Here is a 24,583-nt window from a genome sequence, read left to right as displayed (position 1 = left end):
ATTAATTTTGGAAATAAAAAATGTTCATTCGGAAATAAAAAGCTAACCCTTTAAAAACAGGTGTGTTTTTTTGCGTCATAATTATATAATCAAAAAGTTATGCTTAAAAAAATACTCTTAGGAATAATAATGTTTGTAGCAATAACTACTACAGCACAAGTCCCTACTAATGGATTGATTTCCTATTATAAATTTTCAAATGGAAGTTATCTTAATGAGGTTTCAGGCGGAGGAAATTTACAAATTGCTAGCTCATCTGTGACTAGTCCTATTAAAGATAGATTTGGAGTTCAAGTGTCGGCATTAAGAAGTAGTGCAACTAATGTTCGTCTTAAAAGGAATAATTTCTCTATATCTAATGCATCTACTTTGAGTTTTTGGATTAGAACTTCTGTAAATGATGCTAATAATAGGAATATAATAGACAAATCAGACAAAGTTTTTCCTAGTTTTAGTTCTGGTACCTCACCCGTTGCAGGATTTAATAGTAGTGGTTTTTCAGTTGTTTTAAGGGATGGTAAAATAGGATTAGAATATCGTTTTGCTAAGGAGCATTTTGCAACTAATATACAATTTACTAAAAGAGAAAATTTTGCAAATACTATAATTTCAGATTCACAATGGCATCATGTTGCTGTAACATTTAGTTTTTCTAATTTACCTAATGAAATAACAAGAATTGTTACGAAAGTTTATATTGATGGAGTTGAAGAAGGTGTTTTATCTACTGACGAATTTAGATATAATCCTACTTCTGTATATGGGGTAGATAATAATACTGATGTCTGGCTGTTTAGAGCAGCTAAAAATTCATTCCCCAGTATATACAATTATTCATCTGATTTTGATGATTTGGCAATATTCAATCGAGTTTTATCTCCTAGTGAAATCCAGCAGATATATACAGAAAATGATAATTGTTATTCATCTGATAGTGTTTTTTCTATAATGAATTCTGGAAGCAATGCTGTTAATGTAAATATTAATGATACTGGAAATTTTGATATAGCTTATCATAATGAGGTAGAACCATTTTCTACGGCAACAATAGTTTCAGGAGTTTCAACTGGTGTAACCACTTTACAAAATTTAGTCAAGAATGTAAAATACAGAATCTACATAAAACAGAATACATGTCAAGATCCAATGTTAGGTTGGTCTTCTTTTAAGACAGTCATTTTACCAGGACCTGTTTTTGTAGATATAAATGCGACAGGAAATAATACAGGTTTAGATTGGGCTAATGCTTTCAATGATCTGCAAGTTGCATTAGACCAACCTGCTGCTGCTAATGGAGAAGTTTGGGTAGCTAAAGGAATATATATTCCTTCAACTACATCCAGAAGTACAACTTTTGAATTTAGAAATCCTGGCGTAAAAGTTTATGGTGGTTTTTCAGGGAATGAAGTGCTATTGTCAGATAGAGATATGTCACTTATTCATACTACAAATGCAACTGTCTTAAGTGGTGATTTAAATGGAGATGACAACGGTGTTGTAAGTTTTACTGAAGCTACTCGTTCAGACAATAGTTATAGAGTAGTTGATGTTATTAGAGACAATATTATTATAGATGGTGTTACTATTTCAGGAGGTAATGCAAACGGTTCAGGGAATGATAGATTTGGTGCTGCTTTAGGGGTAAACAATAATGCAGAAAATTTTACTATAAAAAATTCACTTATTAAAGATAATACAAGTGTATTGGGAGCATTAAATTTAAGAGCTCAATCTAGTAATGTATTAAGTTATACTGTGGATGCTTGTGTTTTTGAAAATAATTTAAGTTCAAATGTAGCAGCTGGTATTTATGTTTTTCCGGAAGCTAATACAACAATAAATTTCACATTAACGAATTCATTATTTAATAATAATCGTACAGCAAATAATGGTTCTGCTCTTGGAAATGGATTAAGTACTGTTTGGATACGTTCATTTTACTCAGGAAGTGAGATTAATACAGATATTGTAAATAATACTTTTGTTAATAATAGAAATGAAGGTACAGGAACTTCAGATTTTGCAACTTTTGGTATTAGCCAACAAAACGGAACTTATGGATCTGTTAATGTTGCGAATAATATTTTTTGGGGCAATATTGATAATTCTGGGAATACAGCTTTGGCTTTTGGAAGAAGAACCGATACTAGTATTGCTTCTGGACTAACAATTTTCAATAGTATTGATGAAGAAGGATTCTCAAATATTACTTCTAGTAATTTAACAAATACATCAAATTCTGATCCATTATTTACAGATCCTACTAATGGAGATTTTACATTACAAAATACTTCTCCTGCTTTAGATTCAGGTGATAACACTAAAATACCAACTGGAATTGTAACAGATTTATTAAGTAACAACAGAGTTCATAATACTACTGTTGATATGGGGGCTTATGAATTTGGAGCACTTCCTTACATTGCTCAACGTACATTGACTATTAATGCTGCAAATGGTTCGGTTAGTACAAATCCAAATCCAACAGGAGGAGCTTATGATGATGGAACATCAGTTGAATTAACAGCTACGCCAGCTGCAGGATATCAATTTGATGGTTGGAGTGGTGATGCAACAGGAACTGCAAATCCATTAACTCTTGTAATGGATGCTGATAAAACAGTTACAGCAATGTTTAGTAAAATTAAAAGAACTTTAACTATCAATGCTACAAACGGTTCAGTTAGTACAAGTCCAAATCCAACAAGTGGAACTTACGATGATGGAACATCAGTTGAATTAACAGCTACACCAGCTGCAGGTTATCAATTTGACGGATGGAGCGGCGATGCAACGGGAACTACAAATCCATTAACAGTTGTAATGGATGCTGATAAAATAGTTACAGCAATGTTTAGTAAGATTCAGAGAACTTTAACTATTAATGCTACAAATGGTTCGGTTAGTACAAATCCTAATGCAACAGGAGGAACTTACGATGATGGAACATCAGTTGAATTAACAGCTACACCAGCTGCAGGTTATCAATTTGATGGATGGAGTGGAGATGCAACAGGAACTACAAATCCATTAACTCTTGTTATGGATGCTGACAAAACAGTTACAGCAATGTTTAGTAAAATTCAGAGAACTTTAACTGTTAATGCTACAAACGGTTCGGTTAGTACAAGTCCAAATCCAACAAGTGGAACTTACGATGATGGGACATCAGTTGAGTTAACAGCTACACCAGCTACAGGTTATCAATTTGATGGATGGAGTGGAGATGCAACAGGAACTACAAATCCATTAACTCTTGTTATGGATGCTGACAAAACAGTTACAGCAATGTTTAGTAAAATTCAGCGAATATTAACTATTAATGCGACAAATGGTTCGGTTAGTACAAATCCTAATCCAGCAGGAGGAACTTATGATGATGGAACATCAGTTGAATTAACAGCAACGCCAGCTACAGGATATCAATTTGATGGATGGAGCGGTGATGCAACGGGTACTGCAAACCCATTAACACTTACAATGGATGCTGATAAAACGGTTACAGCAGTATTCAGTAGAATTCAACGAACTTTAACAGTAAATGCGACAAATGGAACGGTAACAATATCTAATCCATTCGCAGTAAGAAACATAAACAATACCCCAACAACAGGACAGGTTGATGACGGAACAACATTAAGATTAACTGCTACACCAAATGTAGGTTATCAATTTGACGGATGGAGTGGAGATTTATCAGGAACTACAAATCCGATTGATGTTGTTATGGATGCAGATAAAACAGTTACGGCAATGTTTAGTGCAGTTACAGCTAGTGTTGTTGATGAAGAATTCGATAAAGAAGTAAAAATTTATCCAATACCAACTTCAGATATTTTAAATATTGAAGTAACAACAGGTTACGATATAAAGAAAGTTGTTTTATATAGTATAGTGGGGAAAAAGGTGTCAGAAACAAAAGAGAGAAAGATGAATCTATCTAGTTTAGTAAACGGAATTTATATACTTAAAGTAACAAATTCGGAGGGACGTGTAGCTTCTAGAAGGATTATTAAAAGGTAATGATGAATAAAATCGAAAAATATAAACTAGAAATACTATTGTTGGTAATGTACTCCTTGGTGTTTTTTATCATATTTTCAATATTCTAATTACTCAAGCCTGAAAAGTAAAATCAAAACTTTTCAGGCTTTTTTATTTATACTGATAAATGTTTTAGGTTTGTGTTTAAATTGATGCAGTAATTTATGCGTAAGTACGATAAAACTAATTTTTTTAAACACACATATTGTCAATTTGAATACAAAGAATTAAGTGTTTTACAAGAAGAAAATATTCATTTTAAGAGTAAATCGGGAAGTTCTTATGTGTATACTGAAAAAGGTGTATATCGATATTCGAATCACTGGGGAAGAGTAGCAAATTGTCGATGGAAATTAAATGGTATTGCTAAATATCAGAATCAGAATTATTATGTAGGATATGCAAAATGGGCTGATTTTTATAGCTTAACTTCGGAAGCAAAACTATTCGGATTAAAAATTGATTTTGAAACTAAAAAAGTAGAAGTATACAAACCTGAAAGAAAAGATCAGTTGTTTAATTTAACTGTTGTTTTTAAAAAGAAAAAGGAAGTAGAAGAGGTGTTTAAAAATACCAAATGGATGCAATATCATGAAGAAGAAGTTGAGGTTTTACAAGAGAAAATTATAAAGCAAATATTAACATCTAATAAATCACTTCGAGAAATTAAATTAGAATTATCCTAACTTTAAATTCAATGAAATTTTATCAAAAAGAAATTAGTTTACCTGCTTTTGAAAGAGGTTATCATTTAATTACTGATATCGTAATTAATGAAATACCTGAGTTAAAAGAAATCAAAATAGGACAGTTGCAAGTATTTATAAAGCATACTTCTGCCAGTTTAACGATTAATGAAAATGCAGATCCAACAGTTCGTATGGATTTTGAAACGCATATCAATAAAATGATTCCTGAAAATATGCCATATTACAAGCATGATTACGAAGGAGCTGATGATATGCCCGCGCATATTAAGAGTTCTATGTTAGGATGTCAAGTACTGATTCCAATTACAAATGGAAAATTAAATTTAGGAACTTGGCAAGGTATTTATCTGGGAGAACATAGAAACTTTGGTGGACGTAGAAAATTAGTGTTAACGCTTTTAGGTAGTTAACAAGATACAAGGAAGAAAATATTATTCTTCCTTGTGAGCTTATAAATAATCTCTATAATAATACATAGCGACATTTACCGCTAATACAAGCAGCTCCTGGAGGACATTTTTTATAAGGTTTTCCTATACCTACAAAACCGCACTCAGCAGTAATTGTGATATCAATACCTCCAAAAACATTCTTTTGCTCACTTTTGTCTAAAGTTTTACCTAAATCTAAAATTGATTTTTTCATAATAATTAAAATTTAAAATTGATTAATACTTTGAACATTTAAAGACATTCAAAGGTTATGTCTATTAAAGGAGGTTGTTAAGCAATCAAATTTTATTTAGGGAAGCTAGCGTAGTTTTTATGTGTGTTGAGTAACTATCCTAAAGTTTAAGTGAAGGTTAAAACCTCCTTTAGTTATAAATCTATAAACTTTAATAGTTAGCTAATTAGTTAAAAAAGATAAGTGTTGTAGTTTGAATGATAAGAGTAGAAAAACGTTTGATGAGCGTTTTTTATTACTTCTATTATACAAAGAACCCAATCTTTAAAGATTGGGTTTGGAGTATTTTTAAGTCTTATTTGAATCGGTTTACCATTTCATTATCCTTTATAATAATATACCAAGACGTAGAAGATTGAGTATATTTTTTTGAATAATCAGAATAAGCAGGTTCAATAGTTTCCATAGATGAGAATAATTGATTGACTAGTTTTTTAAGTTCTGAATTTTTTGTTTGATTGATTCCTAAAGAAGCTTTTCCATTAGTTTTAACATCAATACCAATTTTCAAAGTATCATTTTTTAAAATAAGTTTTTTCCTTTTTGCTTCTTTTAAAACTAAATCACTAATAGTGTTCATAAAGCAAGCATCTGTAGGGGTTTTTCTACATTTTTTTAATAATGGAGTTCTAGATCTGTTTGTGAATTTTTTAGGAATAGATTTTAACCGTCTTTTTTTTCGGATTATGTATTCAATATTTGGGGTTTCTGTAACCTTGTATTTCATAATCATTTTATGTACAGGGTATTTAAACTTTTCATAATTAATCGTGTTAGACATTTCAATGAAAAGTTCCAGCTTTGTGTTATCTAAAATCCAAGTATTCATTTTATAATAATCTTTTCGATCATCTATATGGGTGTTTTTGCTTAATTTTCCTTTAATTTTACTTTTTCCAAAGCTAGAAGTTAAATCTTCTTCAAAGGATAAGTAATGAGAAACTAAAGCTTTTCTAAAATCGAGATTTTGTTTTTTATCAATTTGATCTTCAAAATTAATGATGTCAAATTCGTATTGTATTTCTTTCATCAAAGAATCTTTTTTAGAAAAAGCATACCTAATGATTAAGTCTACATTTGGAATGTTGTCATTTTGTCTCATATATGAAATAATACTAATATCCTTTTTTGAAGGATACACTTGATTTGTTCTAATTTGATAGCCTCCAGCAAGTTTTTCAAAACCTATATATTTTGAAACTTTTATTTTAGAAATATCATAATTCTTTTTTTGAGATACTCCTTTTTGCCAAAAGACAAGTGTAAAGACGACAATTGCAATTTTAAAGTTCATTAGTTTATAAGGTGGTTAATGATTTTTTAATATTTTTCTTTTCTTAGGTTTTGATCATTCAATGTCAAGTAATGAATAGCAATCAATAATTTAGATTTAATATCTTCAATTTGAAAAGCTTCATAATTCATAATTACTTGACTGATCATTGATGGTCCAAAATCTGAAGCAATATTAAAGCTATTTACATAATCTTTAACTGCTTTATTTTCTTTACCGTATTCATTTAAAAACTTAATGTATTTACTATTATTATTAAAACCTAAATATTTTAATGTGTCTTTTCTTTCTCTTAAAGGTAAACTTTGCTGAAATAACCATATTTCACTAAATGTATTAGAATTAATTTGCTTGTATATTTCATATTGTTTTTGAAAGTCGATATGAACTTTATACATTCCGTGTTTTTTAATTTCAGTTCTAATTTTAGAGCAATAATTTAAATAGCAATCATTAATATTTTCTTGTGCTGATTTACATATTTCACTATTGAAGAAGTCTAAGATTTTTTGTAAATCTTTAATCTCATTTTTAGTAAATGTTTTTTGAATTAAAGTATCAGAGTAAAGAGAGTTACTTTCTTTTTTAGTTGAGCAATTTATTAATACTAAAAAAAGAAGCGTGTAAATAATCTTTTTCATAGCGGTTCATTTTTAGTTTTTGTTAAGAATTAAGTAATGATTTGATTCCTATTTTGTTAAATAGAAAAACTCTATTTTTAGTTCTTGTTATAAGTTTTATCTTTTACTTTATAACTCTTAACTCAGACATATTTGTTTGTAAATCTTTAGGATAGATATTTTTTAAGTTTATTTTCGTAGTATCAAGACTAGTTATTTGAAAAATGTATTGATCTGGAAAGTCTCTTAAAATCAAAAAGAAATTTTTATTTTTCTCTCCAATCTGCCATGATCCTTTAATTTTTCTATTGGGGTGATATGCTATCAAAGTTTTTTCATCTTTATAATAACTAGGATATTTATTGGATGAAAATCTCATGCTAAAAGTATCGTTGATAGCATATGTTTTTTCTAGTAGAGAGTATATGATTTGTTTTCTAGAATAATTTAATTTATAATCGAGATTTAGAGGTATAAATACTTTTGTTGTGTTTATTTCTTTGAGATAAACTTCTAAAGAATCATTTTTATAAAATTTTAACCTATATTTTTCTGTATTTTCTTTTTCTTGAAAAATAAGAGTATCAAGTTTAGAGTTAATATCAAACTTTAAAATTGAATCTGCGTTGTATGTTAAAAAATGAGATTCATGTTTTTCAAAATCCAGAATAAAACTATATTCATGCACTTCGTAACCTAGTTTTGTAGAAGTAAGAGCTTTATTTTTTACACTTATCCATACGCTTTTTGGATTTTTTTCTGTGCAAGAAATTAATCCAGCTAGTACTGTAAATAAGAGGATAAACTTTTTCATCTTTTTTAAATCAAAAACCTCATTTAATAGCTGTGTAAATGAGGTTTGTATATTTTAATTATTTTCCAATCCTTTCTGTAAAGCTTCTTTAATCCCTTCTAAATTCTCAGAGAACGCCATCATCTGACTTAAAATTTGAGCCATTTCATTTTTATCTCCAAAACCTTTCAGTTTATTGTTTTTCAAAAAGATTTCTTTAATGCTTGTCCATCTTGTTAATTCTTCATCAGAAAGTTGATCGATTAACTCTTTATACTTTAAAAGGTTTCCTTCCGCTGCAGAGGTTAAGGTTTGTGATTCACTTTCGTAATGTGATAATAACAAGCGTTGTAATTCGCTATCATTCATAATAGGAACCACTTTAGCAACCAGTTTATTCATGTCACGATACGAACCTTGCAATTTAAATGAAGGTTCTGTTCTATATTGATCTTCCATGGCAGCCGATTGAATATAAGCCTGATTTACCTTTAAAACAGTATCTCTAACTGTAATCACTTTTTCTAAAACAGAAGTGTAATCCTGAATTTCTTGTTTGGTATGATTTCCTTTTAAATCAACATCAGCGGTATTATTTTCTACTTTATCAATTAAAGCATACACATCTTCAAAATATTTACTGCTCAATTGGTGTAAAACAGGATTCGATGTTAATGAATTTTCTATTAAACTCAGTTTGAATAAATGCGCTGTATCTCCAATAATATCTCCTAAATTGTAAATATCAGCACGGTTAGCTAACATATCTGGAATTTGAAAACGATCTCCACTTTCTGTATATGGATTACCAGCCATAATTACACAAAATTTCTTTCCACGTAAATCATACGTTTTCGATTTTCCGTTGAAAACTCCTTCGATTTTACGAGTTCCATCGGAAAGTGAAATAAACTTCTGTAAAAACTCTGGATTACAGTGCTGGATATCATCTAAATATAACATCACGTTATCACCCATTTCAAATGCTAAATTCAGCTTTTTTAATTCTTCTCTAGATGCAGAATTGTTAGCTGACATCGGATCAACAGAAGTCACATCATGTCCAATTGCCGGACCGTTAATTTTCATAAATACCAAACCTAAACGATTCGATATGTATTCCATTAAGGTAGTTTTACCATAACCTGGAGGAGAAATTAATAATAACATACCCATTCTATCGGTACGTTTATTATCACCAACCGTCCCTAATTGTTTCGCTAAATTGTCTCCAATCAATGGGAAATACACCTGATCAATTAATTTATTTCTTACAAAAGAGGATAAAACTCTCGGTTTAAATTCTTCCAGTTTTAAATCTTCTTTTAGTTGTTCAGTTACTTCTTGCTTCGCTTCTTTGTATCTGATGAAATTCGGAACTTCTACAGTAGCAAATTGTGCTAAACTCGAAATGAAATCATGATAGTTAAAGACAAAAGTTCCTTCAGTAATTGTACTGTGGTCTCCTCTTAAATCTTTTATTTCTTCTATCGGATGAACTGCTTTAACTTCAGAAGTTGATTCGTGTTCAAACAATAAAATAGTAACGATTTCATTAATATAGGTTTGCTTCGAATTTTCTGCTGAAGACAAGAACGAACTTACCCATTGTTTTGTTAAATGAATTTTATCAGTGTATTCATTTGATTTATCAACTCCGTTTCTGAATTTATGATAAGCATCTTGTTTCTTTAAAGTTTTCATAAACTCATCTTTTAAACCAAATGCATCTGTACTAATTTGGAATGAATTGTTTTGTTTCAATTCTTCAAAAAGATAATTTGCAATCTGCTCACTTTCTGATTCAGAAAACAATTTACTTTGCTGAGCGAATTCAGTGATTTTGGCACTTAAATTTTCAATAATAAAAGCAAAAGAATCACTGTTTGGAAAAACACTTAATACTTCACCAGAAGCTTTAATATTGGTGTTTAATAAAGTCTGAGCTTCCTCAGAAAGAGAATTCCAAAAATATTGCGCATACGCTCTTGTATTAGGAGCATAGGTGAGTAGTCCTAATTCATGATGTTTATGAACTAATGTGTGTAAAATCTGACTAGTATCACTATCATGAACTCCTTTTACATAACCTTCAGAATATAAGTTACTACTTTCTTGTTGTACAACAGTTAATAATTCTTCTTGTGTTTTATTGATTAATTCAGTTTCTGGAATATTTTTGAAAATCTTATACGCCAAATAAGCAGCACGATAGACTTCGTTATTTTCAGAAACTAATTCTTGATTCCAATATTTTTTAGATTGTAATAAAATATCGTTTTCAATAGTATCGTAAAAATCAGTACCTGTTAAGTGATAATATAATTCTTCGTTTTTATATACAATCGTTAAATCTAAAACCTGTTTGTTAACTCCGAATTTATGTTTACCAAGTTTAATAATATTCTCACCGTCTTCGTATAACTCCTGTTTGTCTTTAAGTTTACGAAGCGCATCTTCTTTAGCAACTTTTAATTTCGTTTCAATAGCTTCCGCTTTTCCGGCGTCGTCTAATTCACGTAACTGATTAATAATATCTCTAACTTTATTAATCATTAAATCCGCAGCAAAATATCCATTGATGTCTTCAATAGTATCGAAACTTTGCGCTTTTTTCTCAACTCCTTTTAAGATGCGTTCAGAAGCAGTTTGTAATGCCACTGCTTTCTTGTTACGTTTTTCAATAAGGTTGTTTTTACGCGTATCGAAAGCGGCATGAATTTCTTCACGTTTTTCTATAATCTGCGTAATAAACTCTTCAAAGTCGGCAAATTTCCCTTCTAATTCTTCAAGTTGAATGGCAGTTTTTGTTAAAAACTCATCACACTTTTCTGGCGTAGTAGCCATGTCAATATAATTGATAATACTTTGATCAATTAATTTTAACTGTGCAACAAAATCAGCTTTAGCTTCAGAACTTCCTAAGCTTTTTATACTGTTTTTAATTCCTGCTTTTAATTGATTTAACGTTGCAAAAATTAAAGAGATATTGTCTATAATTTTCGTTGATTGCGAAGTGTCTTCTATTTCAAGATTAGAAACAATATCAATCAGCATTTCTAAATCAGCAGTAATTTGATTGACTTCTTTTTCTAAAGCTTTCGCTTCAACTACTTTCTTAATTTCTGGTAACGAAGCTTCTTTTTCAGCGACACGTTTGTGATACGGAGCTAATGCTTTATCGTTTAGTAAAAACTGTACACAACGTTTAGAAATTAAGGTGTTTTGCTCAGCAACTTGCTCTTCTAAAGCTTCTAAATGTGCTGCCTGAATATAGCGAACATCATGTAAACTAATAACTTCACCACGCAAGGTTCTTAATTGGCTTAATAATCCAACAAAATCATCAATAGATTTAAATGAAGTACTTTTTATTTTGCTAAAAAGTTCATCTGATTTGGTATTGATTTCTTTGGTTTCTTTTGAAGCTTGTTTTTTTAATTGAACTACTTTTTCAAACTCTTCAATTGCGGCATTTGCTGCTTCGTTAATTTGAAGAATAGGTTCATTTAATTGGTGTGTATCTGCTTCTGGTAACCAATAATACGTATCGTTAATATCTTTGGATATTTTGGCGATATCATTGTATAAACCAGTATAATTATCTTCTTTGTTTAAAAGATTGATTAATTCGTGACATTCTGCCATGGCACGAACAATATCTTTATTTCCGATTTTGAACAGTAAACTATCGGTATGTTGTGACGGCATAAAATCTCCTTTTAAATACGGAGTTTGCCAAATTTGAACTACATGATGTTTAGTTTGTTCATTTTCAGTTTTAAAGTAGCATAATTCACCGTTTTCAAGTAAGGTGAATCCGTTACAAATAATTGGAGTTTTAACTTCTTGCTCAATAATGTTATACGACATCAATACGTATAACCCACGGATTGTTGCGTAAAAAACATATAAGAAATCTTCACCGTTTGGTGAACTTACTTTCTTTTGAAATTTTACCTCTTTTACATCACTTTCGAATATTTTATATTCTCCAGTTTGTAAATAATATCCGTTAGGAAAAATAATACCGTGTCCGTCTGGTAATTGAACAGCTGTATCTTTAATACTTTCGATACGTTGTACTTCTTGTAGTTTATGATTGTACACGAAGTAACGAGGATCTTCCTGGAAAGGTTTGATTTCTAAAGTGATTAAGTTTCCTAAATCACCAAAACGAAATTGACCATCATCTAAGGTTTGATCTATGTGTTCAACAGGCTCAGAAAGAATTCCTTTTCCGTCGTCTGTATTATCTTCAATTTTTATGGTTAAATCACCTCCAATGGTTTCTACAAAAACTTTGTCAAGAACAGAAATGTGAGAATGCGTTCCATAGCGATGCATATCACGAGTTACTTCTTGCCATTTGAATTCATGTTGCGTAGGGAATTTGTATTCGTGTTCACTACGGTTGTCTATATACTGAAGTTGATTATCGTTAATTAACCATTTAAAGGTTTTAATATCCTTTGTATTTTCGCTTAATTGAAAAACCATGTGTAAATAGTTTCCAATGATGGCGAATTTTGAGAAAATGGTATTTCTATAGTATTTATATAAGTTGGTGAAATCACTGATGAAAGTTTCATCATGAATCATGTCTAAAGACTGTAAATGAAAATGATTTTCTTTAAACTCATAAATACTAAATACATCTGAAAGTTTAATATCTGTACGTAAACCAAAATGTACGTTATATCCGAAGATGGAAATGTTTCCAAAAGAAACAATATCTCTGGCGATACAGTTATTTTCAGTGTTTATTCTATCGTTAGCAATTAATTTGGTTTCTATATTACCAAAAACATGTTTTCTTGCATCATTTAGCTTATGTAATCGATCTTGTAGTTCTTGCTTTTGTTTTTGCAATCTACCTTGAATGATTTCATATGTTCCTCCGTCTAATTGTTGATTGTTTTGGTTTTCCATGTATTTTTTTGTGTCAATTCTTTGATGTCACTTCGAGTGAAATTATTTGAGTGAAAAAGAAGAATAATTTAGTTTCGAGAAGTTTTCATTAGTTGAATTTTTCTCGATACGATTTTACTTTGTTATCACTTCGCAAGAATCACTTGAATCAACATTTTTGTTTTGAACTTTATTGTCACTTCGAGTGAAATTATGTGTAATGTAATGGAGCATAATTTTGTATCGAGAAGTTATTGTTATTGAAACTGTTCTCGATACAATTTTTTATTCCGTTATCACTTCATAAAAAATCACTCGAACTGACATTTGGTATTTTAATCAAATTTCTTTTTTGCTAAATTAGGTAGTAATTCATATTGATTATTTATTAAAGCTTCTTTTTTGACTTTAGACCATTTCTTAATTTGTTTTTCTTTTTCTATTGCTATTTCAATATTCGTGAATTCACAATAGTAAACTAATTGTATTGGTCTTCTAAAATAAGTATAACTACCTTTATGTAATCCTTTTGAGTGTTCTAAAAGTCTTTGATTAAGATTTGAAGTTACTCCAGTGTAATATGTTTTATCAGAACATTGCAAAATATAAACATAGTAAACTGTCATAACTTTTTTGAACTTTTATTGTCACTTCGAGTGAAATTATTCGGAATGGAATGAAGAATAATTTTTTATCGAGAAGTTTTCGTTAGTTGAATTGTTCTCGATACAATTTTATTTCGTTGTCACTCTATAAAATCACTCGAACTGACATTTATATTTTTATGTTAAGATAATTTCTTATCAGATAACCCTAATCCTTTAGCAAGGTTGAAAAGATTACTGAATAATCCTTCTTCATCAGAAGTGTTTGCTCTATCTTTTAAGTCCATTAAAAGATTTGCTACAGTTAAGTTTTTGATGTCTTCAGAGGAGATTCCGTATTTGTTAGCGAAATCTTTGACTTTTTCTAATAAGTTTCCTTTAACATCATCACTACCTAAAATAGCATCTTTTACATCTTGAATGTTATCACTGTGTTGAACTAATCTATCGATTCCTTTAGCTTTAGTAATCTGTCCAATAATTTGATCGAAGAACATTGTTTCTCCACCAACGATATCAATATTAGCAGCTCTTAATGCATCACCAATAACTTGTGCTTGTGCATCTGCGATATCTTTCTGGATTTGAATTTGAGCTAAGTCTACTTGTAATTCTTTCTCTAAACGTAACTTGAACTCTTCGTGCTCTTTACCAACACCGTCTAATTTCTTCATTGCTTCGGCTTTCTCTTCGATACCAGCAGCATCTGCAATTGCTTTTTCTTTAATTACTTGCGCTTCAGCTAAACCTTCTTCTTTAATAGCTTCAGCTTTAGCTAAAATTCCAGCGGCTTCAGCTTTAGCTTTTTTCTCAATAATTGTAGCTTCTACTAATCCTTGACGCTCATTTGCATCTGCTTTTGCATGCATCACTTGTGCTTCAGACATACCAATTGTAGCTTCTTCTTTAGCTTTTGCTTCTGCTAATGTTTTACGAGCTTCTGCTTCTTTTTCACTAGCTTCTTTTTGAGCTTGAGCTTCAATATTAATTTCTTCAGCTTTTTGCTTCGCAGCTTCTTTTTGAGCTTCAGCTTGCTTAATTGTTCTAATTAATGCTTCTTCTGCGTTAGCTTCAGCAATAGTAATTTTGACTTGTTTCTCACGATCTGCAGTTTTGAAAGCTTCGATATCTTTCATGTTTTCTTGCTCTTCAACCACACCTTTCTCTAACATTACGCGATCACGAATAACATCTTGAATGTTTTTCTTTTCTACTTCAACAACTTTTTCTTTTTCTATTTGTGCTAAAGTTACAATACGCTCTCTTTCTGTAGCTTCTAACATTCTGTCTTTTTCTACTCTTTCAGCTTCTACTGCATCTGTACGTAATTTATTTTTCTCTGCAACAATAACTTGACGTTGTTTGTTTTCTTCTGCTACTTGTAATTTTTCTTCAGTTGCGATTCTAGCACTTTCAGATTTTAAACGCTCTTCTTCAGCTACTTTTAAAGTTTCTGCTTCCTCACGAGCTTTAATATTTGCAATTTCACGTTTTTGTTGTTCTTCTTTTTCAGCTAATTGCTTATCTAATTCCAAGATTGCTTCACGAGCTTCCACATCTTGTTTACGAATTACTTTTTCTTCGTCTCTTTTAATTAAGTTCGCTTGGATATTTTGTGCTGCTGTTAATTCAGTAATTTTCTTGATACCTTCTGCATCTAAAATATTATCAGGTTTCAAAAAACTAACAGGAGTTTGTTCTAAATAATCAATAGCACAATCTTCTAAAGTATATCCGTTTAAATCTGTACCAATAATATCAACAATTTCATCTCTAAATTCACGTCTAGCTTCATATAATTCAGTAAAATTAAACTTTTTACCCACTGTTTTTAAAGCTTCAGAGAATTTAGCTTCAAATAATTCCTCTAATGTTTCAATATCAGATGCTCTTTCGCATCCAATAGTTTGCGCTACTGCTTTAATGTACTCAACTTCATTGTTAACACGAACAAAGAAAGCTACTTTAATATCTGCACGCATATTATCTTTACAAACAAGTCCATCGTCACCGATACGTTCAATTTGAATTTTCTTTACAGAAATATCCATAATTTCAACACGATGAAAAACAGGTACGACATACATACCACTATCAGTAGCTACTTGTGTTCCTTTAAATCCTGTACGAACTAAAGCTTCACCTTGTGGTACTTTTTTGTAAAACATTGCTATAATAGCAAAGTAGACAATAACAATGAATACGGCTATACCTAGTCCAATACTTAAAAGTTGAATAATTGAATCTGTCATAGTAATTAATTAGTTTTATTGATTTTTATTTGTTGTAAATTTAATTTTTAAAAGTTTATGTCTATGCTATTTGTTTTATATTCTTGAGCATAGTAGAATAATTTATCATTACTTTGTTTGATGATTAATATCTGAGAATTGTAATGTATTTCTTTTCCATCTAAAGATTTTATATTAATGTTTAATATATTTCCATCAGCTTTGATTTCAGCTCTTCCAAGTTTATTATCTGAAATTTTCGATAAACTTACCCCTTTTCTACCAATAATTTCAGTAGGTTTATCTCCATCCTGATTAAGATTTTTAAAAAATGCTTTAAAAGGAGTAGTGAAGATTTTTGTGACAAATAGTGAAGGGAAAAAACTTCCTAACATTATAATGAAGCCAAAAGTGCTATTGTAGCTATGAGTAATTGTTGTACCTAAAGTTGTTATAAGCCACCATAGGAAAATCCATGAAGTAAAAGTAAACATGAATGGTAAACCAACAAAATTGAAATATATTAGTAAAACTTGCCACCATTTCAAAGGTTTCTTCCTCTTTCCAACTATATCTTCTTGATTAACTTCAGTATTGGATACATCATGAAAATCAATATCACTAGCTTCTACACCTGTGCCTACACTTGAATCAACGTCAATGTCAACATCTGTATCTACATCGATATCAATGTCAATATCTACATCTAAATCGAAGTCTATTCCAGAAATCATAGTGAATAACCAATATGTCAATAATAATATAAGCAGTATGGTTAAAGTAATGTTTACATCGGAAAATACAATGTCGGTTAATGTCATAGCTAGTTAGTAATATGTGTTAGTTTTTGTTTTTCAATTCCTCTAATTTATCAAATGATTTCTTTAATCTTTTTGTCATTTTATCTAAATCAGAAGTTTTTCCTGACAATTTAATTTCAAAATTATCAATTTTAACTTTTGAATCGTCTATTTGAGCTTTATTTTCATAAATAAATCCAATTGTAATTTCTTGATCATCTTCATTTTCTTTAAACATTTCTTTTAAAGTGTTCCAATTAAAAGTTTGTAACTTTTCTATACTTGATGTCTTAAGTTCAAAATTTGTAGTCGTAGACTTAGGCTCTTTTTCTTTAGAATTTTGACTATAAGAAGTAAAAGTTAATAAAGAAAGAATGGTAATTAATATAATTTTTGTTTTCATAGTTTTTAGTTTGTGGCAGAAGAATTTAATCATCAAAACCTAATTGTTTTTTTAGTTGAGCCAAATTATCTTCAGCAGTTTTATTTTTAGTATCAGTAAGTTCGTTTAATTTTTGATCTACAGTTTTCGATGATTTAGACAAATCTCCATAGGCTTCAGCTAAAGCTTCTTCTTGTTGTACTTTTTCTTTCATACGTTCTAACATAGTAACCGTCCCAGAGCTATCCATCTCAGCCATTTGTTTGTTCAAGTTTTTTGTTGCTTTAGAAACTTTAACACGAGCTTTAAGGGTTTTTAATTCGTTTTCCCATTTGCTTATTGTTCCTTTAATTTCTTGAACATTTCCTTCTAATTGAGCAACAGAATTGTCAAAGCTGGTAGCTTCATTTTTTGCATTTTCTATTTGCAAATGTATTTCTTGTTTTTTTAGTAAAGCTTGTTTAGCTAAATCATCTGCTTCATTGAACTCTAATTCACCATTTTTAGCCTTAGTAAGTACTAGCATGGCTTTTTGTTCGTAATCATTAGCTTTAGCTGTAAATTCTTCAATGTCATTTTTAGCTCTAATAGCAAGAGCTTTCACTTGTGCTAAAGATTCGAGAGATTTTTCAAGATCAACACGCAAATCGCGAATACCTTGTTCCGTCATTTTAATAGGATCTTCCATGTTATCTATGGCAGCATTTGCTTCTGCTTGTCCTATTTTAAAAAGTCGTTTAAAAAAATTCATAATTTCTAATATTTTGAGAAATTAATGATTTGCTCAGAGTATTCGCTAAGTAACAAACTTAAAGAGTTTAAACTGGCTTCTAATTCATTAATATCTAAGTTTTCTAATTGTAATGTGTCTCTAAAAATGACACGTTCACCTGTTTCATCAAGCACAAAAGCTCCATGAATTATATCTCTATTTTTTTGAAGTAATGCTTTAAACATTGCTTCATTTGGTTGCGTTGCTTTAAAAATGAATTGTTCCATGACTAGTATAGGATAAGCAACACCAATAATTAAGTTTTTTATTCCAAAATTCTCTTTTTCAATAACAAAAATCCCATCAGATTCGATCTCTTTACTAATTGTAAAGTTTAATTCTAATAAAAAGTTTTTCGTTTTATTAAAGTGAATGTTCATTAGCAATTGGTTATAGTTAAATAGTTTAGTGATTGATCTTCTTTAAGGTAATATTGTGGATGCCAACAATACTACAAAGTGTAAAGTTAATAGAATCATAATAAAATAGTTAATAGTTTAGCGACCTTTTTTTCTAGAAAAATTAGCAATATTCGTTTTTATTAGCTAATATTGTTAGTGTAAAGATACAAAATATTTTAATATTTGCAAATAAAATTAGCAAAACATGTCTTTTTTTGGAAGAAACATAAAAAAAATTAGAGGAGTAAAAGGTTTGAGTCAGAAATCTTTTGCAGAATTGTTTGATTTAAAGCGAGCTACATTAGGAGCTTATGAAGAGGGTAGAAGTGAACCTAAAATAGAAACTATAATTAAAATTGCTAATTATTTTAGCATTTCAATTGATAGTATGCTAACTTCTGATTTAACAGTGAATGAATTGTTACGTTTTAAAGAAGACTTAATTTTAGATGATAGTGAATATGAAAAAGAAAGTTTTGTTGCTGTACCGTATGTTTCCGAAAAAAAAATAGAGAGTTATTGTAAGCATTATAATAATCCTTCTTTTATAGATGATTTGTCTGTAATTAGTTTGCCGATAGAAATTGATAAAGTCTTACGAGCATTTACAGTTACAAATTTAGAAATGACAGATCATGATAAAGGTTTGTATCCTAAAGATATTGTCATCGCAGAAAAAGTTGCTGAAGAAGATTTTGAGAGCTATGGAAACGGAGAGATAGTAGTTGCTGTTTTAGAAAAAGAAATTATACTAAGAAAAATTTACGTTATTTCTGATAAAGTGGTTTTCAAAGCAGAACACAAAAATATTGAAGAAAAGATTTTTTCAAAAACGGATATAAAAGAATTGTGGCAAGCGAAATACACTTTTATAAAGCGTTTGCCTGAAATAGGTGATGAGGTTGAAAATAAACTATTATTCTTAGAAAAAGAATTACTGAAACTTAAAAATAGAGGTTAAGCTTTATAATCGTTATTGATTCCTAAACTAAAGCCAAATCTAGTTTCATTTTCGCTTCCTAATCTGTGAATAGCTATTTTACCAAGTCCTATCTTACTGAATTCATTAAAGGTAATGTCTTCTTCTTCGAAAAAAAGTGTTCCATTATATGGTTTTTTAGGAACATATTCACTGGTATTAATATTTTGATAAACATTAATAGAGACTATTTTATCGTCGTCTTTTAAACTACTAGATACTCCAAAATCATCCCAAATAACATATTTGCTACTTGAATCTATTGTTCTGGAAGGTTCACCAAAAATTTCAACTAAATTTTCAAATTCAGTAGGAAAAGTAAGTGGAGTTCCATTTACTAAAATACTGTCAGTGTTACAATTAATGATAAAATATTTCTGTTTCTTCTTCTTAAAAATAGTAAACATAAAACTAAGTTATGATTCTTCTACTTTAACAAAACTATAAAATTATTGGTTTAAAAACTGTATAAATGGACTAATTTTTAATAGATCTTGTTTTAGGTTACTAATAGTAACTTAATACTGTTTTTGTTACGTAAATTATAACAGTTTTAAACAAAAAGTTTTAATTAAATTTGCTATTAGAATCTATATAGATATAAAAATTACAATATGAATATACCTCAAACTAGCTTTCCACGAGTAGTTATTATTGGTGGAGGTTTTGCTGGATTAGCCGTTGCAAGAGGTTTAGAAGATAAAGAATTACAAGTAGTTCTTTTAGATAAACATAATTACCATACATTTCAACCTTTATTATATCAAGTTGCTACAGGAGGATTAGAACCAGATAGCATTGCTTTTCCTCTAAGAAAAAGATTTAACGATATCGAGAATTTCTATTTTCGATTGGCTGAAGTTACGGGTATAGATGCAGAAAAGAATGAAGTTAAAACATCAATAGGTAGTTTAAACTACGATTATTTAGTAATCGCTACTGGTTCTACAACTAATTTCTTTGGGAACAAAAATATTGAAAAATATACCATGGAAATGAAGTCAATTCCTCAGTCTTTAAATATTAGAAGTTTAATTCTAGAGAATTTTGAAGAAGCTTTATTGACTTCTGATTTAGAGGAGCGAAAAAAGTTAATGAATTTTGTTATTGTCGGTGGTGGACCTACTGGAGTAGAATTAGCTGGTGCATTAGCAGAAATGAAGAAAGAAATTCTACCTAAAGATTATCCGGATTTAGATATCCGTTTGATGAAAATCAATTTGATACAAGGTGCAGATTGTCTTTTGAAAGGTATGAGTCCGCAAGCTTCAGAGAAAGCCGAAGATTTTTTAATTAAGTTAGGTGTTGATGTATGGAAAAGTCTTCGTGTACAAAACTATGATGGAGATACAGTAACTACAAATGGTGAAGATCATTTTAAGGCAAGTACAGTAATTTGGGCTGCAGGTGTAAAAGGAGCTTCTATAGATGGTTTGCATACTGAATGTGTTGTAGAAAGAGCAGCTAGATATAAAGTGGATCAGTTTAATAAAGTTGCTTCTCATGAGAATATTTTTGCCATTGGAGATGTGGCTTGTATGAATACAGAAGCTTTTCCTTATGGTCATCCAATGATGGCGCAACCAGCTATTCAGCAAGGAAATTTATTAGCAAAAAATATTTTAGCATTACAAAAAGGAAAACAAATGAAACCTTTTGTGTATAATGACAAAGGTTCAATGGCTACTATTGGTAGGAATAAAGCTGTAGTTGATTTACCAAAATGGAAATTCCAAGGAGTTTTTGCTTGGTTCGTTTGGATGATAGTCCACTTATTTTCACTAATTGGTTTTCGAAATAAAGCAGTTGTGTTTTTAAACTGGATGTATAATTATATACGTTTCGACAGAGAAACAAGACTAATTATTCGTCCATTTAAGCAGAAAAATAAATATTCATTTGAAAGTGATAAATAAAAAAATCCCAAGTATTGTACTTGGGATTTTTTTATTTGTTTTTAACTTATTTATTCGATTCCGGTAGAAATTGTTATGATAGCATTGTCTTCATTAACAATGATTTCATATTCTGAACAAAAATCCATTTCAACAATTTCAACAAGTTCTATGTCATCTTTCACGACTATAGTAAATGTAATTGTTCCTGAATCGTAGCTTCTAAATTCTGAAGATTTACCAGGTTCTACATTATTTAAGTTTTCTGTATTACCTCCTGTAGTCTTAATTTGTACACTTACTTCTTCTGTTCCCATGTTTGTAATACGGGCTCTAGGGTTTTCGTTCTTACAGTCAGAACAAGAAGTGAAGTTAAAAGTCAAAATTAAAATTAAGAAAAAGGAGTAAAAACTTTTTAATAATTTCATTAATCGGTATGTTTTGGGGTTATATTCCGCGAATATAATATTTTTAAAATTAAACGTGCTTTTAAGATTGATAGTATGATAATTAGATAAAAAAAACTGAGCTTATTGCTCAGTTTTTGGTTTTAGCAACAACCAGAATTTGGATCACAACTAAAACCTTGACTTTGAATTTCTGATAGTTTTAACTTAGATTTTTGTTTTGGTGGAATTCCGCATTGGTCTTCGGCCAAACAAGCTGTAGCTGTATTTACTAGAAGGAAATTTTTTCCATCGAAATTTAAATCATATTTACCGATAGTTGTTCCTTGATATTCAACTTCTATTTCTACATCCTTAAGGTTTAAAGTTTTTTCAGATAATTCTATAATGTTGATTAATTTTTCAGGATGTAATCTATGGTTATAATCATTAGCATTCCATAATTGAAAATTTATTTTTTCTTCTTTACGAAGAACTCCTCCACAATCAATAAAATGCTTGGTAACTTTTCCAACTTCTGTTACATGAAAATGTTCAGGAACCAAATTTCCATCTGGTAATTGAAAAGCTATAGTGTTTAATTCTTTTAAGTGTTTTTTTATTTCAGTAAGTTTCATAATCGTTTAATTTAATTGAGATAAAACAAAATACATTTCAGAGGCAATTTGATTACTTCTTTCTAAGTATGTTTGAGCTTGTTTATCAGTGTTGTCAGAAATTTTTGGATCTTCATAAGTGATAGTAATTCTTTTATCTGTACCAGCTACGAATGGACATTCTTCATCAGCTTGCGAGCAAGTCATCACTGCAGCAAACTTTGAACTTGGGTTAAAGGAATCGTTATAACGTTTAGAAAAACCAATAATAGGATGAGAAACTTCATCATACTTAATTGCGTAAATGGGATTTGTATTTTCACTAATAATATTTATTTCAAAACCTTGGTTTTTTAATGTTTCAGCAATTGGATTTGCTAAAGCTGTAGCTTCTGTGCCACCAGAATAGGTTTTTATATTTTTGAAATTAAAATGATTCGCTAAAGTTTGCATCCATATTTGACCTAAATGACTTCTTCTTGAATTGTGAGTGCAAATAAAGTTAATGCGTATATCTTCTTTTTGAGTTCTTTTTTCTCTAATGTAAGCTATTAATGGCTTTAATTTTTCTTTTCTTCCATTGGTGATTTCTAGAGAAGAAATTTTTTCTATTGTTTTAATTAAATTCGCATTCATTGTAATATTACGATTGATGTATTCAAAATTTTTTAACAACAATTGTTGTTGGGGTTAGAGAATATATTTAAAAATTGATTTAAAATAGTTCTGATTTCTTCCCATTTTTCAGTATTGATACAATAACAAATACTTGTTCCTTCTATATTTCCTTTTAAGATTCCAATACTTTTTAATTCTTTTAAATGTTGCGATATAGTAGGTTGTGCTAAACCAATTTCATTTACTAAATCACCGCAAATACAGGTTTTTACTTTAGATATGTGTTCTAAAATCGCTATTCTAGCAGGATGTCCTAATACTTTAGCTATTTGAGCTATGTCATTTTGATTTTTGGAAAATATTTCAGATTTAGTTAATCCCATGTGTTAATTGTATATTGCAATATTACGATAAAACAAAGTAAGAAAAAAGAAAAAAATAGATTTATAAAGTTTTTTTGAACTTTTTTATTTGATTTTCAGCTACATTATCAATTTTACTTCCATCTTTTGAAAACCAAACATGTATATCTCCAAGGTAATTCATTCCTAAATATTTAGCACTTTCTATAAAAGGCATTTCAAAACCTTGTCTTCTATCATTTTCCCCAGAATTACTAACCATAGCCATATTTTTGCCTCTTAGTTTTCTTCCCAAGTCTTTTTGATAATGCAATAGATCAGATAATCTATCGAAAAATACTTTTAAAATTCCGCTCATAGTGTACCAGTATACTGGAGTAGCAAAAATGATGGTGTCATATTTTTCTGTAATTTTTTGCAGCAATGGAAGAAAATCATCATTTGCATTTTTGAAATCGTAATCAAAATGTCCAATATTATAATCTAATAAATCAATAATATCAAAATTCGAATCTTCGTTTAATAACTCTATTATTTTTTTGGTGTTTCCATTTTTTTTGGAACTCGCTTTAATAATTACTGTTGTATTCATTGTAATAATTTTTCAGGAAATTTACTCAGAATACAAGTATTTATTTTTTTAGATTGATTGCTAATTCTGATGATACTCAAGAAAAAAACAATTGAAAAATAAAGGAGTTTTAAAAATCTTTTTGTTAAAGTTTTATTTGAATACCAGAAGTAACTAATAAGTCTTTGTCTTTAGTTATTGCAATTAATTTTATTTCGTCTTTTGGTTCAATAATATCGGGGATAGAAAGTGTCATTTTCCCTTCTTTTTCAATTAGAGAAACTATTTTTTCTAGAATAACAATATTAGTATTTGTTAAAGTTCTATTTCTGTTTTCTCCTCTTTTTACAGGTGTAACACGTTTATCAATGGTTAATAGAAAATAAATATTACGCTTCTTGGTTTTTCCATCCACTTTGTAAGAAAAATCTACTTTTTTGTCTTTAATTTTTAGGTCTGTTATTTCTATAGTGTTAGAATTAGATCCTCTGTGTAGAATTTGTTTAATTCTTCTTTCTATTCTCACTTTATCAGAACCAACAAAATGTTCGTCACCATTTATAACTAATTGAGGTGTGTAAATAGAACTACTTAAAAATTTCTCAGCATAATCTCGTTGTTTGTTAGTATAATCTTTAGAAGCAAAAGGATCTTTCCAACCAATATAATCCCAATAATCAACATGGTAAGCTACAGGTATTACCCTATCACTATCATTGTTGTTTTTAATTTCTTCTAGAAGCCGATCTGCAGGCGGACAGCTAGAGCATCCTTGTGATGTAAACAATTCTAAAACAACTACAGGTTTTTCCTGTGCATTTAAACTAAAAAAAGAAATCAAAAAGATAAAAATGAATCGATAATGCATAAAGAATAATTTAATTTCCAAATTAGTAGTTTTTTTAACA

General features: G+C 29.6%; 23 protein-coding genes. 5 read left to right on the top strand and 18 right to left on the bottom strand.

Features of this window, described 5'->3' with window-relative positions; all coding sequences use genetic code 11:
* Positions 1-99: 99 nt before the first annotated feature.
* The 3 genes from Q1A46_RS15845 (at position 100) to Q1A46_RS15835 (ending at position 5,164) form a co-directional block, all read left to right on the top strand.
* Entirely contained in the window at positions 100-4,023 is a 3,924-nt protein-coding gene (locus Q1A46_RS15845; RefSeq protein WP_299680919.1) for an InlB B-repeat-containing protein, read from the top strand.
* Between the two features lie 185 nt (positions 4,024-4,208).
* On the top strand, positions 4,209-4,730 hold the full coding sequence (locus Q1A46_RS15840) for a hypothetical protein (RefSeq protein WP_299680916.1): 522 nt from the start codon (positions 4,209-4,211) through the stop codon (positions 4,728-4,730).
* An 11-nt stretch (positions 4,731-4,741) separates the two neighbouring features.
* Positions 4,742-5,164, top strand: coding sequence for a secondary thiamine-phosphate synthase enzyme YjbQ (locus Q1A46_RS15835; protein ID WP_299680913.1), 423 nt, complete (start codon positions 4,742-4,744; stop codon positions 5,162-5,164).
* A 52-nt stretch (positions 5,165-5,216) separates the two neighbouring features.
* On the opposite strand, the gene Q1A46_RS15830 is transcribed toward Q1A46_RS15835, so the two are convergent.
* From Q1A46_RS15830 to Q1A46_RS15780, 11 genes are all read right to left on the bottom strand, one after another.
* On the bottom strand, positions 5,217-5,399 hold the full coding sequence (locus tag Q1A46_RS15830; protein WP_299680910.1) for a hypothetical protein: 183 nt from the start codon (positions 5,397-5,399) through the stop codon (positions 5,217-5,219).
* A gap of 334 nt (positions 5,400-5,733) precedes the next feature.
* Positions 5,734-6,732: a hypothetical protein gene (locus Q1A46_RS15825; RefSeq protein ID WP_299680907.1), complete on the bottom strand. Its 999-nt coding sequence runs from the start codon at positions 6,730-6,732 to the stop codon at positions 5,734-5,736.
* Positions 6,733-6,758: 26 nt separating this feature from the next.
* The gene (locus Q1A46_RS15820) at positions 6,759-7,373 is read right to left on the bottom strand and encodes a hypothetical protein (protein ID WP_299680905.1); all 615 of its coding nucleotides are present in this window, start codon (positions 7,371-7,373) and stop codon (positions 6,759-6,761) included.
* Positions 7,374-7,476: 103 nt separating this feature from the next.
* Entirely contained in the window at positions 7,477-8,166 is a 690-nt protein-coding gene (locus Q1A46_RS15815) for a hypothetical protein (RefSeq protein ID WP_299680902.1), read from the bottom strand.
* Positions 8,167-8,220: 54 nt separating this feature from the next.
* Positions 8,221-13,077: a DNA repair ATPase gene (locus Q1A46_RS15810; protein ID WP_299680899.1), complete on the bottom strand. Its 4,857-nt coding sequence runs from the start codon at positions 13,075-13,077 to the stop codon at positions 8,221-8,223.
* A 314-nt stretch (positions 13,078-13,391) separates the two neighbouring features.
* Positions 13,392-13,682, bottom strand: coding sequence for a GIY-YIG nuclease family protein (locus Q1A46_RS15805; RefSeq protein ID WP_299680896.1), 291 nt, complete (start codon positions 13,680-13,682; stop codon positions 13,392-13,394).
* Positions 13,683-13,843: 161 nt separating this feature from the next.
* On the bottom strand, positions 13,844-15,913 hold the full coding sequence (locus Q1A46_RS15800; protein WP_299680893.1) for a flotillin family protein: 2,070 nt from the start codon (positions 15,911-15,913) through the stop codon (positions 13,844-13,846).
* Positions 15,914-15,960: 47 nt separating this feature from the next.
* Positions 15,961-16,713 carry an OB-fold-containig protein gene (locus tag Q1A46_RS15795; protein WP_299680891.1) on the bottom strand — a complete coding sequence of 251 codons (753 nt, stop codon included), beginning with the start codon at positions 16,711-16,713 and terminating at the stop codon, positions 15,961-15,963.
* Positions 16,714-16,732: 19 nt separating this feature from the next.
* On the bottom strand, positions 16,733-17,095 hold the full coding sequence (locus Q1A46_RS15790; protein ID WP_299680888.1) for a hypothetical protein: 363 nt from the start codon (positions 17,093-17,095) through the stop codon (positions 16,733-16,735).
* Between the two features lie 25 nt (positions 17,096-17,120).
* The gene (locus tag Q1A46_RS15785) at positions 17,121-17,825 is read right to left on the bottom strand and encodes a PspA/IM30 family protein (protein ID WP_299680885.1); all 705 of its coding nucleotides are present in this window, start codon (positions 17,823-17,825) and stop codon (positions 17,121-17,123) included.
* Between the two features lie 5 nt (positions 17,826-17,830).
* Positions 17,831-18,226, bottom strand: a complete 396-nt coding sequence (locus Q1A46_RS15780; RefSeq protein WP_299680882.1) for a molecular chaperone Tir — start codon at positions 18,224-18,226, stop codon at positions 17,831-17,833.
* 226 nt (positions 18,227-18,452) lie between these two features.
* On the opposite strand from Q1A46_RS15780, the gene Q1A46_RS15775 reads away from it, so the two are divergent.
* Positions 18,453-19,208: a helix-turn-helix transcriptional regulator gene (locus Q1A46_RS15775; protein WP_299680879.1), complete on the top strand. Its 756-nt coding sequence runs from the start codon at positions 18,453-18,455 to the stop codon at positions 19,206-19,208.
* On the opposite strand, the gene Q1A46_RS15770 is transcribed toward Q1A46_RS15775, so the two are convergent.
* Positions 19,205-19,633, bottom strand: a complete 429-nt coding sequence (locus Q1A46_RS15770) for a hypothetical protein (RefSeq protein WP_299680876.1) — start codon at positions 19,631-19,633, stop codon at positions 19,205-19,207. The two genes, Q1A46_RS15775 and Q1A46_RS15770, sit on opposite strands and share 4 nt — an antisense overlap.
* A gap of 207 nt (positions 19,634-19,840) precedes the next feature.
* On the opposite strand from Q1A46_RS15770, the gene Q1A46_RS15765 reads away from it, so the two are divergent.
* On the top strand, positions 19,841-21,142 hold the full coding sequence (locus Q1A46_RS15765; protein ID WP_299680873.1) for an NAD(P)/FAD-dependent oxidoreductase: 1,302 nt from the start codon (positions 19,841-19,843) through the stop codon (positions 21,140-21,142).
* Positions 21,143-21,192: 50 nt separating this feature from the next.
* On the opposite strand, the gene Q1A46_RS15760 is transcribed toward Q1A46_RS15765, so the two are convergent.
* The 6 genes from Q1A46_RS15760 to Q1A46_RS15735 all read right to left on the bottom strand — a co-directional run bounded on the left by Q1A46_RS15760 (position 21,193) and on the right by Q1A46_RS15735 (position 24,564).
* A complete protein-coding gene (locus Q1A46_RS15760) occupies positions 21,193-21,549 on the bottom strand; it encodes a hypothetical protein (protein WP_299680870.1) in 357 nt (118 codons plus the stop codon).
* 122 nt (positions 21,550-21,671) lie between these two features.
* Entirely contained in the window at positions 21,672-22,145 is a 474-nt protein-coding gene (locus tag Q1A46_RS15755) for a DUF6428 family protein (RefSeq protein WP_299680866.1), read from the bottom strand.
* A 6-nt stretch (positions 22,146-22,151) separates the two neighbouring features.
* Entirely contained in the window at positions 22,152-22,760 is a 609-nt protein-coding gene (locus Q1A46_RS15750) for a low molecular weight phosphatase family protein (protein ID WP_299680864.1), read from the bottom strand.
* Positions 22,761-22,792: 32 nt separating this feature from the next.
* On the bottom strand, positions 22,793-23,125 hold the full coding sequence (locus tag Q1A46_RS15745; RefSeq protein WP_299680861.1) for a helix-turn-helix transcriptional regulator: 333 nt from the start codon (positions 23,123-23,125) through the stop codon (positions 22,793-22,795).
* 61 nt (positions 23,126-23,186) lie between these two features.
* Positions 23,187-23,696: a flavodoxin family protein gene (locus Q1A46_RS15740; RefSeq protein ID WP_299680858.1), complete on the bottom strand. Its 510-nt coding sequence runs from the start codon at positions 23,694-23,696 to the stop codon at positions 23,187-23,189.
* Positions 23,697-23,820: 124 nt separating this feature from the next.
* Positions 23,821-24,564 (bottom strand): thioredoxin family protein, encoded by a 744-nt coding sequence (locus tag Q1A46_RS15735; protein ID WP_299680856.1) that lies wholly within the window; start codon positions 24,562-24,564, stop codon positions 23,821-23,823.
* Positions 24,565-24,583: the final 19 nt, after the last annotated feature.

Origin of the sequence: uncultured Tenacibaculum sp. (assembly GCF_947502995.1) — a bacterium.
Classification (GTDB): domain Bacteria; phylum Bacteroidota; class Bacteroidia; order Flavobacteriales; family Flavobacteriaceae; genus Polaribacter.
This window is presented reverse-complemented; position numbering and strand designations above follow the sequence as displayed.

Excerpts from the sequence above, each read along its gene's own strand:
- Q1A46_RS15845 (WP_299680919.1), top strand. The coding sequence starts at position 100 with ATGCTTAAAAAAATACTCTTAGGAATAATAATGTTTGTAGCAATAACT.
- Q1A46_RS15840 (WP_299680916.1), top strand. The coding sequence starts at position 4,209 with ATGCGTAAGTACGATAAAACTAATTTTTTTAAACACACATATTGTCAA.
- Q1A46_RS15835 (WP_299680913.1), top strand. The coding sequence starts at position 4,742 with ATGAAATTTTATCAAAAAGAAATTAGTTTACCTGCTTTTGAAAGAGGT.
- Q1A46_RS15830 (WP_299680910.1), bottom strand. The coding sequence starts at position 5,399 with ATGAAAAAATCAATTTTAGATTTAGGTAAAACTTTAGACAAAAGTGAG.
- Q1A46_RS15825 (WP_299680907.1), bottom strand. The coding sequence starts at position 6,732 with ATGAACTTTAAAATTGCAATTGTCGTCTTTACACTTGTCTTTTGGCAA.
- Q1A46_RS15820 (WP_299680905.1), bottom strand. The coding sequence starts at position 7,373 with ATGAAAAAGATTATTTACACGCTTCTTTTTTTAGTATTAATAAATTGC.
- Q1A46_RS15815 (WP_299680902.1), bottom strand. The coding sequence starts at position 8,166 with ATGAAAAAGTTTATCCTCTTATTTACAGTACTAGCTGGATTAATTTCT.
- Q1A46_RS15810 (WP_299680899.1), bottom strand. The coding sequence starts at position 13,077 with ATGGAAAACCAAAACAATCAACAATTAGACGGAGGAACATATGAAATC.
- Q1A46_RS15805 (WP_299680896.1), bottom strand. The coding sequence starts at position 13,682 with ATGACAGTTTACTATGTTTATATTTTGCAATGTTCTGATAAAACATAT.
- Q1A46_RS15800 (WP_299680893.1), bottom strand. The coding sequence starts at position 15,913 with ATGACAGATTCAATTATTCAACTTTTAAGTATTGGACTAGGTATAGCC.
- Q1A46_RS15795 (WP_299680891.1), bottom strand. The coding sequence starts at position 16,713 with ATGACATTAACCGACATTGTATTTTCCGATGTAAACATTACTTTAACC.
- Q1A46_RS15790 (WP_299680888.1), bottom strand. The coding sequence starts at position 17,095 with ATGAAAACAAAAATTATATTAATTACCATTCTTTCTTTATTAACTTTT.
- Q1A46_RS15785 (WP_299680885.1), bottom strand. The coding sequence starts at position 17,825 with ATGAATTTTTTTAAACGACTTTTTAAAATAGGACAAGCAGAAGCAAAT.
- Q1A46_RS15780 (WP_299680882.1), bottom strand. The coding sequence starts at position 18,226 with ATGAACATTCACTTTAATAAAACGAAAAACTTTTTATTAGAATTAAAC.
- Q1A46_RS15775 (WP_299680879.1), top strand. The coding sequence starts at position 18,453 with ATGTCTTTTTTTGGAAGAAACATAAAAAAAATTAGAGGAGTAAAAGGT.
- Q1A46_RS15770 (WP_299680876.1), bottom strand. The coding sequence starts at position 19,633 with ATGTTTACTATTTTTAAGAAGAAGAAACAGAAATATTTTATCATTAAT.
- Q1A46_RS15765 (WP_299680873.1), top strand. The coding sequence starts at position 19,841 with ATGAATATACCTCAAACTAGCTTTCCACGAGTAGTTATTATTGGTGGA.
- Q1A46_RS15760 (WP_299680870.1), bottom strand. The coding sequence starts at position 21,549 with ATGAAATTATTAAAAAGTTTTTACTCCTTTTTCTTAATTTTAATTTTG.
- Q1A46_RS15755 (WP_299680866.1), bottom strand. The coding sequence starts at position 22,145 with ATGAAACTTACTGAAATAAAAAAACACTTAAAAGAATTAAACACTATA.
- Q1A46_RS15750 (WP_299680864.1), bottom strand. The coding sequence starts at position 22,760 with ATGAATGCGAATTTAATTAAAACAATAGAAAAAATTTCTTCTCTAGAA.
- Q1A46_RS15745 (WP_299680861.1), bottom strand. The coding sequence starts at position 23,125 with ATGGGATTAACTAAATCTGAAATATTTTCCAAAAATCAAAATGACATA.
- Q1A46_RS15740 (WP_299680858.1), bottom strand. The coding sequence starts at position 23,696 with ATGAATACAACAGTAATTATTAAAGCGAGTTCCAAAAAAAATGGAAAC.